This window comes from Thermostichus sp. MS-CIW-26, assembly GCF_054059115.1.
In genome coordinates, this window is sequence record NZ_JBSSBV010000066.1 from 1 (window position 1) to 11,811 (window position 11,811).

At 57.7% G+C, this 11,811-nt stretch carries 8 protein-coding genes and 2 pseudogenes; 6 read left to right on the plus strand and 4 right to left on the minus strand.

What is annotated here, in order from left to right; genetic code table 11:
* Window positions 1–77, minus strand: a pseudogene (locus ACVWZU_RS13610) (IS5-like element ISSoc13 family transposase); the annotation flags it as partial.
* Window positions 78–138: 61 nt separating this feature from the next.
* On the opposite strand from ACVWZU_RS13610, the pseudogene ACVWZU_RS13615 reads away from it, so the two are divergent.
* From ACVWZU_RS13615 to ACVWZU_RS13625, 3 genes and pseudogenes are all read left to right on the plus strand, one after another.
* Window positions 139–291, plus strand: a pseudogene (locus ACVWZU_RS13615) (NAD(P)/FAD-dependent oxidoreductase); the annotation flags it as partial.
* A 389-nt stretch (window positions 292–680) separates the two neighbouring features.
* Window positions 681–1,481 carry a hypothetical protein gene (locus ACVWZU_RS13620; protein ID WP_041436241.1) on the plus strand — a complete coding sequence of 267 codons (801 nt, stop codon included), beginning with the start codon at window positions 681–683 and terminating at the stop codon, window positions 1,479–1,481.
* Window positions 1,459–1,800: a hypothetical protein gene (locus tag ACVWZU_RS13625; RefSeq protein ID WP_414331053.1), complete on the plus strand. Its 342-nt coding sequence runs from the start codon at window positions 1,459–1,461 to the stop codon at window positions 1,798–1,800. The genes ACVWZU_RS13620 and ACVWZU_RS13625 overlap by 23 nt, the downstream gene beginning before the upstream one ends.
* Before the next feature lie 35 nt (window positions 1,801–1,835).
* Here the strand turns inward: ACVWZU_RS13625 and ACVWZU_RS13630 are convergent, their stop codons facing one another.
* Window positions 1,836–3,440 (minus strand): serine/threonine-protein kinase, encoded by a 1,605-nt coding sequence (locus ACVWZU_RS13630; RefSeq protein ID WP_457445434.1) that lies wholly within the window; start codon window positions 3,438–3,440, stop codon window positions 1,836–1,838.
* 67 nt (window positions 3,441–3,507) lie between these two features.
* Window positions 3,508–4,749 carry an HhoA/HhoB/HtrA family serine endopeptidase gene (locus ACVWZU_RS13635; protein WP_457445436.1) on the minus strand — a complete coding sequence of 414 codons (1,242 nt, stop codon included), beginning with the start codon at window positions 4,747–4,749 and terminating at the stop codon, window positions 3,508–3,510.
* A gap of 192 nt (window positions 4,750–4,941) precedes the next feature.
* Between ACVWZU_RS13635 and ACVWZU_RS13640 the strand changes: the two genes are divergently transcribed.
* The 3 genes from ACVWZU_RS13640 (at window position 4,942) to glgP (ending at window position 9,581) form a co-directional block, all read left to right on the plus strand.
* Window positions 4,942–5,475: a nucleoside deaminase gene (locus ACVWZU_RS13640; protein WP_414381407.1), complete on the plus strand. Its 534-nt coding sequence runs from the start codon at window positions 4,942–4,944 to the stop codon at window positions 5,473–5,475.
* Between the two features lie 273 nt (window positions 5,476–5,748).
* Window positions 5,749–6,933: a SpoIID/LytB domain-containing protein gene (locus ACVWZU_RS13645; RefSeq protein ID WP_457445438.1), complete on the plus strand. Its 1,185-nt coding sequence runs from the start codon at window positions 5,749–5,751 to the stop codon at window positions 6,931–6,933.
* A 446-nt stretch (window positions 6,934–7,379) separates the two neighbouring features.
* Window positions 7,380–9,581, plus strand: coding sequence for an alpha-glucan family phosphorylase (gene glgP / locus ACVWZU_RS13650; RefSeq protein WP_414416426.1), 2,202 nt, complete (start codon window positions 7,380–7,382; stop codon window positions 9,579–9,581).
* 103 nt (window positions 9,582–9,684) lie between these two features.
* Here glgP and ftsH read toward each other — a convergent pair whose 3' ends face one another.
* Window positions 9,685–11,601: an ATP-dependent zinc metalloprotease FtsH gene (gene ftsH, locus ACVWZU_RS13655; RefSeq protein WP_457384057.1), complete on the minus strand. Its 1,917-nt coding sequence runs from the start codon at window positions 11,599–11,601 to the stop codon at window positions 9,685–9,687.
* Between the last annotated feature and the right edge of the window lie 210 nt (window positions 11,602–11,811).

An 11,811-nucleotide genomic window follows, 5' to 3' on the forward strand; every position in this document is an offset into this window, starting at 1 on the left:
ATGTTAACTCTCTCTTCTGTCTGTAAAAAAGCCAATATCTTCTGCCATTTGTTTTCATCTAAAAAAACCAACTTCATCCTCTTTCCTCTATAAATCATTCTCTCTATCCTAACATAAGATCAACACGACCTAGCTCCCTCCTTCCCCCTGGACCCAACGCGGGAGCGCTACTCCATGTACCTAGCCAAGGTGCATCTATTACCCTGGCTCTATTGGAACCGCATGCTCAAGGGCAAAAAGTTTGAGGCAGACATCTTCAAGCCCATCAACAAGTTGGTGCATCGCTACTAAGGCTCTTGGATCCCTCGCCCCTGACCCCTCTCCTCTGGGAGAGGGGAGTTTTTTTAGAGGCAGGCTTTTAGCCTTTTCAGCATCGGCAGCGCCGTGCGCAGGCCGCCTGAGTATTCGCGGAACAGCCCACCGGCAGGTGATTTTTGGCCCTTCCAAGCCGGCTGTAAGCTCCCCAACCCCAGCCACTCACCCTTTTTCGCAAGCAGAACCAAGTCTGACTGCCTCTAGATTGTCCTGGGAATTACTGAGGAAGATCGCGGACAAAGCTACAAAATATTTCTTAGTATCAATGTTTTTTGAGATGTAAGGCTTTGCCGCATAACTTTCCCCTAGTCTCCGTAAAGACCGGATAGGCTAAGTGTGAAAGTCTCATCTAAGGATGTTATCATATGTCCGACGAAGAAGAGCTAGGGTATCTCATCAAGAGGCGAAATGAAATTATAGAGCAGCAGAGAAATATCCAAGCCATTATTCAGGCTCCAAGGAATTGGCGAAAACGGGATATTTTGCGTCAAGCAAAAGAGTGGGGCTGGGAAATTGTTCAGCGACGTGCCAGACATAGCACGCAGGCTGTTCGGGGTGATTTAAGAATTCCTATTCCCGGACACGGCGGCGGAGATACTTTGAAAGTAGGATTAGCTCACAAAGTCTTATCCGAACTAGCAGAGCCTGTACTCAGAGAGCTGCAGCTTCAAGAGCAAGAGTACAGCGACCTACTTATTAGCTTTCCAGCGAATAGAGGTGTTAGCTTTAGGGTTGAGGCGGATTTACTAACTAAGCAGATTGAGTTTCTGGAAGAGCAGAACCAAAAACTTGAATTTAAAATAGTCGAGACTGAGGAAGCAGCTCTTAGTTTGCTCACCGAGAAAGAACTTGAGAATCAGCGGCTAGCCAACAGAATGAGAGAGCTTGTGGAAGAGCAGCTTCAAGCGCAAGAAGTTCTCGGTCATGCTATCGTAGCTCTGAAGCAGCTCAAGCATCTCTTCGACCAGCTTCAGAATGCGGTAAACCAAATTCCCATCCTATGGGTTAAGAGCTTATTGCAAAGTTACCTGAACAACATCAAGTCTGTTTTTGAAACCAACTTGCTCTCTGCCGGTTCTAGAAAGTTGCTTCAGGAGAAAGAACAGGAGTCTTATCAAGGGAAGTTGCCTCAGGAGAACAACCATGGGTCTCATCGAGAGTCTTGAAACGGCAATCGCGACCTCGCGGCGCAACTATGCTGAGCTTGTTAGCTTGACAGACCAACTCATCACCGAGCAACAGCAGCAAGGTCAACGAAATTGGCTGCGGCTGAATGCCAAGCCCTGGACCGTAGCGACTCTTAAAAAAACCTTTGCTTCCTTTGCAGCAGCTCGAGCTTACTTTGGCAAATGTTATGGCTTAAAGGCAAGAGGGTGGAAAACTTTAGCAGAGCAGGTCAATACCGTTGAGACGGCATTGATTCACTTGGGTCTAGCTATTCGCGAAAACCCACAAGAAAAGAGCATCTCCCCTTTCAAGAATTGATGGCTACCCATTTTAGTCATTTCAAGCCAGGTTTTTTAGAAACAGGCTTTTAGCTTTTTCAGCACCACTCGATCCAGCGTCAGCAGCGCCGAGCGCAAGCCACCCGAGTAGCCCCAAAAAAAGCCGACAGGCAGATGTCCTGGCGGTGCATCCAGGCTGGTTTTGAGCTCGCCGTACCCCAGCCAGCGACCTTGGATCCGCCAACCCACGGCTTCCCCCATACACTCTTCGCGGGGCAAGGCGGAGAAGGATCGCGATCTGCCTATTGAGGTTCCTCCGGGGTCGCATCCTTGCCACAGTTGCTTTTGAACGCTAAAGCCAAAGCGCCCTTGGCTGGCCCGCACCCACAGTTGGTCAATCAGCCGCAGCATGGGGCAGGGGAAGGCCTGAACATCCTTGGGATCAAAAAAGCCCACTTGCGAGCGCCCAGCAAGCTTCAGCATCAGGGCTGTCGTCCAGCGATCCGCCTCCCCCCACTGCCCCGCTCGCAGCCGATCCCACAGACCTTGCAAGGCAGGGGCTGCTTCCCCCACCCACTCTGGCCAAGAGAGAGTTCCGGGCTGGGATCCCCCCTTCCCTCTCTCCTCTGGACAGACCTCAGGAAAAATCAGGGATCCGGATCCCTCTTCTCTTCCAGCTTTTTTGGCAGTGGCAGGGGTGGGAGGTGCCACCAGTTGCTCTAGCTCTTCCGCCGAGTGCCGGGACAGGAGCTGTTCCAGCTCGTCTTGGGGTTCTGGAGGCTGGGCCAAGATCTGCTCCAGCTCCCTCAGCTCTTGGGTGCGGATGGCTGGCTCAAAAGCAACCGGCTTCCTCCCTTGTTGAGAGGCTTCTGCCGGTAACAGTGCCAGCCACTCGGCCATGGTTTGCGGGCGCTCTTCTGGGTGGAGAGCCATCCCTTTGAGAATGGCAGCCTCCACAACTTCGGGAATGTTGGGGTTAAGGCTGCGAGGGGTATCCAACTGGCGGCCTGTGGCCCGCACTGGCGCACACATAGGCACCATCCCCGTCAGCGCCGTGTAGAGGGTTGCTGCCAAGGCGTAGACATCGGTGAAGGCGCCGCGGCGGCGCAAGCTGTCGTATTGCTCTAGAGGAGCATAGCCATCGGTGCCGTAGGAGGTGTGGCGTTGGATCAGACCTTGGGTGTAGCCGCGAGCTAGGCCAAAGTCGATCAAAACTGCCTGCCCGGATCCCTCCTGCACCATGATGTTGTCTGGTTTCACATCCCGATGCAGGATCCCCTGTTCGTGCAAGGCCATCAGGGCGGATCCCACCTCCTGCGTCAGGCGCAGGGCCTCTGGCAAGGGCAACGGCCCCTTTTGCCGCAAAAGCTGGTGCAGAGTCTGGCCGCGGATGTACTCCATGACAATGCACCAGCGATCCTGCTCCCAGATCACCTCTTCCACCTTCACCACATGGGGATGGTGGCAGCGGGCCAGTTGCAGCGCCTCATTCATGAAGTTCTGCTGGAAGTGGGGATAGTCGGGATCCTCACGAAGGCTGTCGCTTAAAACTTTGATGACCACCTGGTCGGCACGGACGTTATCCCAGGCCCGGTAGGTAATGCCGAAGCCCCCCTCTCCTAAGATGGCCTCAATGCGGTAGCGTCCCCCTTGCAATTGTTCACCAACTGCCCAAGCCATATCTGGATCCCCGCCTCTAGGGCCATTGTGTCACGGGGATCAGTAAATTGACGGCACATAAAACTGCTTAGAAGTCTACGGGCAGCACTCCCGTCTTCACCTGGAAGGTGCGTGCCTGTCCATTTCGGATGACCCGCAGCGTCAGTGTATTGCCCACCCCGGCGGCTTCCACCAACTGCTGCACCTGCTCGGCATCGCGGATGGCCTGCCCATCGACCTCGATGATCACATCCCCTTCCTGCAAGCCGATTTGCTCAGCCGGGGATCCCGAAATCACCTGCCCGATCAAGACCCCTTCTTCCACTGTCAGCGTGGTGGGACGAGCGGGGTCGCGGTTGAGGCGGGCCACAATGTCGGGGTTGAGGGTGATCATGCGAATGCCCAAGAAAGCGTGCTCTACCCGACCATTCCGGATCAATTGCTCGGCAATGTCCATGGCGCGGTTGATGGGGATGGAAAAGCCGACGCTCTGAGCTCGCTGGAAGATGGCCGTATTCACCCCAATCACACGCCCTTCCGCATCCAGCAGTGGGCCGCCCGAGTTGCCGGGGTTAATGGCCGCATCCGTCTGCAGGAAAGTCACCCGCTTGTTGGCAGCTCCAATTTGCCCGGAGGAGCGCCCGACGGCGCTGATGATCCCGGCAGTCACGGTATTGTCCAGGCCCAGCGGGTTGCCAATGGCGATGGCCCAATCCCCCGGTCGCACCAAGTCAGAGTTGCCCAAAGTAACCGTGGGCAGATTCTCCCCCTCAATCTTGATCACCGCGATATCGGTAACCGGGTCTGAGCCCTTCACCTCCCCTTCAAAGGTGCGCCCATCCAGCAGGTGAACCCTGACCCGCTCGCTGCCTTCCACCACATGGGCGTTGGTGAGGATCAGGCCACTGGCGTCAATGATAAACCCCGATCCGGTGCCTTCTTGCCGAAACTCCTGCGGCAACTGCGGTAGTTGATCCCCAAAGAAGCGGCGAAACAGGGGCTGGTTGAACAGTTCTGGGTTGACCCCCCTCGACACGGTGCGGGTGGCATCGATGCGCACCACCGCTGGGCCGACCTTTTGGGCGACTGCAGCAATAAAATTAGAAGGCCGGACGGCATCGGCGGGAGGGGCAGAATTCGCAGCCTCAGGGCGGGACTCAGACCAGGGCAAAAGGGATCCTACTCCCTCACCGGCCCGTTGCGTCCAAGTGACCAGAGGAGTTTGCTGTAACCACTCCTGCCCCGCTCGAGACGATAGCCAGACCCCACCCGCGACGCCTCCACCAAACAGAGCCATCGCCAAAAGTGTGTGCCGTAGAATCCGCGCCATGATCCCTCCCAAAGCTAAGCCGTATCGCCAAGACTCAAAAGGCGTGAACCCGCTCCCCCGACTTACGCCATCAAGACCCAGTTCACTCCTGGTCTATTCTACCTATTCCTACTCTTTACTTTTGGATGTTCGGGGTATGTGTGCTTACCCTAGCAAATCTTGCGGACAGAGGCAGTGCTCGAAACGCCCAAAATGATTGGGGATCCGAGCGAGCTCCATTCCTCCGAGCCGCAAGGGTGGGATCTGTGGCAGCGCCACCGCGCCTGGATGCAGTTGGCCTTGCGAGAAGCTGAGCAAGCGGGAGAAGCCGGAGAGGTGCCGGTGGCCGCTCTGGTGGTCGGGCCAGGGGAAGAGCTGTTGGCCCTGAGCAGTAACCGGCGGGAACGGGATCGGGATCCCACGGCCCATGCGGAGATCCTAGCCCTACGGCAGGCAGGGCAGCGCTTGGGCGATTGGCAACTGCGGGGCTGTCGGCTGTACGTCACGCTTGAGCCTTGCCCCATGTGTGCCGGGGCCATCAGCCAATCGCGGCTGGCCCAGGTAATCTACGGCGCCGATGATCCCAAGGCCGGAGCACTGCGCAGCGTGCTCAATTTGCCAGCTTCTGCCGCCAGCTTCCATTGCCCGGAGGTCATCGGCGGAGTCTGCGAGGCCGAGTGTCGCCGCCTATTGCAGCAGTGGTTTTGCCGCCGCCGCGGGATCCCCTCTGAGCCGGCTGAATCCTGACCGAGGGACTGGGGGCGGAAAATTCTGGGTTGAAGTCGTGCATCTGCAGGATGTTTTTGATACTGTCATAACGGGTTCGGCTGGCCCTTGCCCGGGATCCCGCACCAGCCTCAAAAAAGGCTTTCCGAGTGCGGGATCTCTTGAGCCCAACGGTGGCCGCTTGGGTTGTTGAGGGTGCGTCGGCCCTATGCCTGGATTCTCAAAACCCGACTTGTCTGGGATCCCTCGCTGGCTATGCCCAGCGGCGGGTAGTCTTTCACAGAGGATTGGTGTGTGACTATTACCCTCTCCTTCTCTCCTCTCCCATCAGCTTGGCTTAGGAGTATTGCCCTTCTGGTTTGGGCTTGGCTGTGCTTGACCTTTCCGGTGCAGGCACGGGTGCTGCTGCGGGTAGGTATTGCCGTCAACAAGCCCCAGGTCACCGTCGGCAGCTCTACCGGAGCCCGCCTATTGAATGCCCAGGGACAGCCGCTGGCAGAGGTGCAGGCCATGCAACCGCTGCAGGCCAGCCGTTCGGGTTCAGCAGTCAGTTTGGCCGGCCAACAGGGAGAACGTCTTTACCTGCAGCCCACTGTCCCCGATGGGTTGGTGTTTATTGACCAGAATTGGTACCGCGGCTGGGTGGAGCTGATCCCTGGCGAGCGTGGGGTGATTGCCATCAACCAAGTTGGCTTGGAGGACTACGTTTCCAGCGTGGTGGGCAGCGAGATGGGACACCGTTTTCCCATGGAGGCTCTTAAAGCCCAAGCCGTGGCCTCCCGCACCTATGCCCTCTACCACCGCAGTCGCCGTTCCCAGCAGCCTTTTGACTTAGGAAACGGGATCGATTGGCAGGTTTACAAGGGGGTAGCTGCCGAATCCAGCCGTACCCAAGCGGCTGCCCGTGAGACCGCCGGGCAGGTTCTCATCTACCAGGGGCAGTTGATCAATGCGGTTTTCCACTCCTCTGCGGGGGGACATACAGATGATGCAGGCAACGTCTGGTTAGAATCGCGGCCCTACTTGCAGGGGGTGCCCGATTTCGATCACCACTCACCCGTGTTTAGCTGGACGGCCACCGTTCCTGCCCAGCAGATTCAGCAGTTGGCTGCCGGGATCGGGGCTATTCGTTCTGTTGAGGTGCTGCGCAGCTCCCCGTGGGGACGGGCAATCACGGTGCGCCTGACGGGATCCCAAGGGATCAAAGATCTCAATGCCGGCGATTTTCGTCGGGCTCTAGGGTTGCGCAGCACAAAGATTGCCATTAGTCCACGCGGAGAGGCCGCCACTACAGCCAGCTTGGCTCCTGTGGCAGGGACATTCCCGGCTTTCTTTGAGATTCAGGGGCGCGGCTACGGACATGGCGTCGGCATGAGCCAGTGGGGAGCGGCTGGGATGGCCAGCCAGAACTACTCCTACCAACAGATCCTCAGCCACTACTACCGCAACACCACCTTGGCAGTGGTGGAAGGACGTTAGGGCTCAACTTCAGGGAGAAGCCAACAAAATCATCGATTGGTAGCAAAAGTAGCTGCAGTTTTTAAGAGCTTATGGAAAGCAGCATTCTGAGCATTCTATACAGATCTGGAGGGGTTTCCCAAGGGTTCGTTGGGGTTCTGTAGATTTTGTTAACTTTGAGTTAACTCTAACGTTGCACCATCTCTTACGATAGACGGGCAGCTTCTGCCGGAATCGAAAGCTGGCCTGCCTGCGGCCCCTGTTTTTGAAGGCTCCGCGCTGCTGTGGCAAGATCGGGAGAAGCCCTGGAAAATTTGGGTTACGTCCCCTGAAGATTTTGTAGAGATCTTGAATTCCCCCCTCAGAATCCTCAGGATCGGCTCAATAATAATTGAGATACGTTTACCAGCATCGACCTCTACCTCTTCTTTTTCGAGCCCATAACTTTAACCCCAGGTATCTGTCCTATGTCCATTGCCACCTTAGCTCCTGCTTTTCCCGAACGTTGTCCGGTGCTGCCGGAAGCGCTCACGCCCCTGTGCGAGATCGCCCGTAACTATTGGTGGACTTGGAACCCGGATCACCTCACCATTTTCCGGGAAATGGATCCCGCCCTGTGGGAAAAAACCTCCCACAACCCGGTGCGCATGCTGGAGGAGGTTTCCTACTTGCGGTTGGCAGCCTTGGCCACCGATGTGAACTACCTCAACACGTTGAACCGGATGGTGCAGTCCTATCGGCAGTACATGGCGGCTGAGGATACCTGGGCCAAGCGCACCATGAAAACCTACGACTGGCAGCGTCCTATTGCCTATTTCTGTGCCGAATACGGCTTGCACGAGTCTTTGCCCACCTACTCTGGCGGGCTGGGTATGTTGGCTGCCGATCACCTCAAGTCGGCCTCGGATTTGGGAGTGCCCCTGGTGGCCATCGGGTTGCTCTACCGTCAGGGCTACTTCCAACAGCGCCTGGACAACAATGGCTGGCAGGGGGAGCTTTACGAAGACTCTGAGTTTGAGTCTCTGCCGTTGACTCTGGTGCGCCAGCCGGATGGCAGCCCTCTGTTGGTGGAAGTGGCGATGCGGCAGCGGTTGGTGAAGGCGCGGGCCTGGCGGGCGGACGTGGGCCGGGTACCTCTTTTTCTGCTGGACACCGACCTGCCGGAGAACGACCCCATCGACCGCTGGATTACCGCCCACCTCTACGGGGGCAGCACCGATACTCGCATTGCCCAAGAGTGCATCCTGGGTATCGGTGGGGTGCGCCTGCTGCGCCAGTTGGGTTTGGATCCCATGGTTTATCACATGAATGAAGGGCACGCTGCTTTCCTGACGCTGGAGTTGCTGCGGGAGGAAGTGGCGCGGGGCACCCCCTTCGAGACGGCGGAGGCCAAGGTGCGGGAAAAATGTGTGTTTACTACCCATACACCGGTGCCGGCTGGCCACGATGCCTTTAGCCCCAATGAGATGGATGCGTTCTTTGCCTCCTTCTGGCCTCAACTGGGCCTGACGCGGGAACAATTTTTGGCCTTGGGAGCTCGGCGCACCGGGGATCCCTGGGAGCGCTTTAACATGACGGTGCTGGCTTTGCGGTACGCGCGGGCAGCCAATGGCGTAAGCAAGCTCCACGGACGGGTTTCTCGCGAAATGTGGCATGTGCTCTACCCTGAGCGATCGGTGGATGAGGTGCCCATCAGCTCCATTACCAATGGGGTTCACGCCCGTACCTGGGTTTCCCCTCTTTTTTGGAACCTCTACGACCAGTACTTGGGCCCCGATTGGCCGGAGCGGGTGTCAGACCCGGAACTGTGGGCCAAGGTGGAAGAGATCCCAGATGAAGAACTGTGGCGGCGCAAAGAGGCTCTGCGGGAGCGGCTGGTGTCTTTTACCCGTCACCGGGTGTTGCGGGCCCGGCGCAATCGCGGCGAAAGCAATGAGCGCATCCAAGCGGTCAACCAGTTGCTGGATCCCAAGGTCTTGACGATTGGGTTTGCCCGTCGCTTCAGCACCTACAAGCGAGGAGATTTGATCCTGCGAAATCTGGAGCGAATTACCCGCATCTTCACCAACAAAGAGTACCCTGTGCAAATTATCTTCGCCGGCAAGGCCCATCCCCGGGACGAAGGGGGCAAGCGCCTGATCCAGCGGGTGGTGGAATGGTCCAACCGGCCTGAGGTGGCCAACCGAGTCGCCTTCATCGAAAACTACGATGCCTATGTCGCTCGCAATTTGGTGCAGGGGGTCGATGTGTGGCTGAACAACCCGCGACGCCCTCTGGAGGCCTCCGGCACCTCAGGACAAAAGGTGGGCTTCAGCGGGGGATTGAATTTGTCGGTGCTGGATGGCTGGTGGCCGGAGGGTTACAACGGTCGCAATGGCTGGGCTATTGGCCAAGAAATCGAAGGTCTGGATCCCGCTGCCCAAGACGACTTGGACGCCAACTCCCTCTACGACTTGTTGGAGTATGAGGTGATCCCCATGTTCTACGACCGGGACGAGAAAGGGATCCCGCGCCGCTGGATTGCCCGCATGAAGGAGGCGATCCGCACGCTCAACCCCGTTTTCAACACCGACCGCATGGTAGCGGAGTACGTGCTGAAAATCTACGAGCCTCAGCCCCTGGAAGCAGAGGCGAGCCGGACTTTGTTGGGTTCGGCTGTTGCCGGCTAGGGTGGACTCCCCCTCTCCCAGCGCAAATCATACAAAACATTGGGATCCCTCTCTCCTCAAGAGGAAAAGCAGGGATCCCGGGTTTGCGCTTGGGGAAAAGAGACTAGGCGCTGGCGTTGACGGCCATAGGCAGAGTCAGCGGCTCTGGCTCCTCTTCGGGGGGCAGCATCACCACCTCAGAGTTGTCGATGATGGCCTGCAGCTCTTCCCCATCGATGGTTTCGGCCTCCACCAAACGACGGGCGATCCGATCCAAGAGGGCACGGTTTTCCCGAATCAAGTAGGTGGCCCGTTGGTAGGCCTCGTTCACCAGCCGCCGCACCTCTTCGTCGATGAGGGCCGCTGTTTCCTCCGAGAAATCCCGTTCTGCGGCGATCTCCCGGCCCAGGAAAATGTTGGTGTACTGGCGACCTAGGGCTACATTTCCCAGGCGATCGCTCATACCGAAGCGGGTCACCATGTTGCGGGCGATGCGGGCCACCTGCTGCAGGTCACTGGCTGCCCCCGTGGTGATCTCCGACTCTCCGTAGACCACTTCTTCGGCCACGCGCCCACCCAAGGCAACGGTCATCATGTTCTTCAGATGGGCACGGGTGGTGAGTCCCATGTCGTCATCGCTGGGCATGAACCAGGTGAGGCCACCTGCTTGTCCCCGGGGGATGATCGTCACTTTTTGGATGGGATCGTAGTTGGGCAAGAGGGATCCCACCAGGGCATGGCCCGCCTCGTGGTAGGCCACCAACTCCTTGCGCCGTTCGCTCATCAGCCGATCCTTCTTCTCCGGACCGGCCAACACCCGATCCACCGCGTCGTTGATCTCGTCCATGGAGATCTCGGTGAGGTTGCGGCGGGCAGCCAGAATAGCCGCTTCGTTCAGGAGGTTGGCCAAATCGGCACCGGTAAACCCAGGAGTACGGCGGGCCAATTTCTCCAGATCCACATCGGCAGACAGGGTTTTGCCGCGGGCATGCACCTTGAGGATTTCTAGCCGGCCCTGAAAGTCGGGGCGATCCACCGTAACTTGGCGGTCGAACCGGCCAGGCCGTAGCAGCGCTGCATCCAGCACATCCGGGCGGTTGGTGGCCGCAATGACGATGATGCCGGAGTTGCCCTCAAAACCGTCCATCTCGGTGAGCAACTGGTTCAGGGTCTGCTCCCGTTCGTCGTTGCCACCTCCCAAGCCAGCTCCCCGCTGGCGACCGACTGCATCAATTTCATCGATGAAGACGATGCAGGGAGCATTTTGCTTGGCCTGCTCGAACAGATCCCGCACGCGAGAAGCGCCGACCCCGACAAACATCTCCACAAACTCGGAGCCGGAAATGGAGAAAAAGGGCACACCCGCCTCTCCGGCTACGGCGCGGGCCAACAGGGTCTTACCGGTGCCGGGCGGGCCCACCAGCAGCACCCCGCGGGGAATCTTGGCTCCCAAAGCTGTGAAGCGCTCTGAATTTTTCAGGAAATCCACCACTTCTGCCAGCTCCAGCTTGGCCTGATCGATGCCGGCCACATCGTTGAAGGTAATTTGGGTTTTCGGCTCCATCTGCACCCGTGCCCTGGATTTGCCGAAGTTGAGAGCTTGGCTGCCTGGGCCATTTTGAGCCCGCCGCAGCAGGAAAAAGAGCCCCAGCAAGAGCAAAACCGGCAGGAAGAAGGTGCTGAGAATGCGCCCAAGTAGCCCCTCCTCTTGGACAGGACGCACGGCCAGCTCCACCCCGTTGGCAACCAGGGTGTTCTCAAACTCAGGAGTAAGGGGGGGCAGATTCACCTGCACTGGGGTGGCGCGGTTGTTGATTTCTGCCTCGGCGATGGCAACCTGGCGACCATCCGGGGCCGTCTCCACCAAAACTTTGCTGACCTCGCCCCGTTCAACACGGCTGATCAGGTCGGAGTAGCTGATCTCCAAACGCTCAGGCGGGCGGGTACCCAAGAAGGTGGTGGCTAAAGAGATCAAGACGATGGCCAGTAGCGCATATAACCCCGCGCTTCTCCATTTCTTGTTTTTACCTTTCTGACTCACGGAAGTGTTTCCTCCCAAAGGGTGTTTTTGAATCGAACTCGCAGATGGTGACCTATGGGTAACAATCTGGGGTCGGGTGGGTTCTTGCAGCAACAGACTGTTAATTAATATTAACGTAAACTACCCGGCTCCGACCGCTAAGCGGTACGGAGCGGGCTTTCAGTAGCCCTGAGCCTGCTCTGCTCTACCAGAGAACAAAACAGGCCCGAA

Bases quoted from the DNA above. Each gene is read 5' to 3' on its own strand.
- ACVWZU_RS13620 (WP_041436241.1), top strand. From the start codon at position 681: ATGTCCGACGAAGAAGAGCTAGGGTATCTCATCAAGAGGCGAAATGAA.
- ACVWZU_RS13625 (WP_414331053.1), top strand. From the start codon at position 1,459: ATGGGTCTCATCGAGAGTCTTGAAACGGCAATCGCGACCTCGCGGCGC.
- ACVWZU_RS13630 (WP_457445434.1), bottom strand. From the start codon at position 3,440: ATGGCTTGGGCAGTTGGTGAACAATTGCAAGGGGGACGCTACCGCATT.
- ACVWZU_RS13635 (WP_457445436.1), bottom strand. From the start codon at position 4,749: ATGGCGCGGATTCTACGGCACACACTTTTGGCGATGGCTCTGTTTGGT.
- ACVWZU_RS13640 (WP_414381407.1), top strand. From the start codon at position 4,942: ATGATTGGGGATCCGAGCGAGCTCCATTCCTCCGAGCCGCAAGGGTGG.
- glgP (WP_414416426.1), top strand. From the start codon at position 7,380: ATGTCCATTGCCACCTTAGCTCCTGCTTTTCCCGAACGTTGTCCGGTG.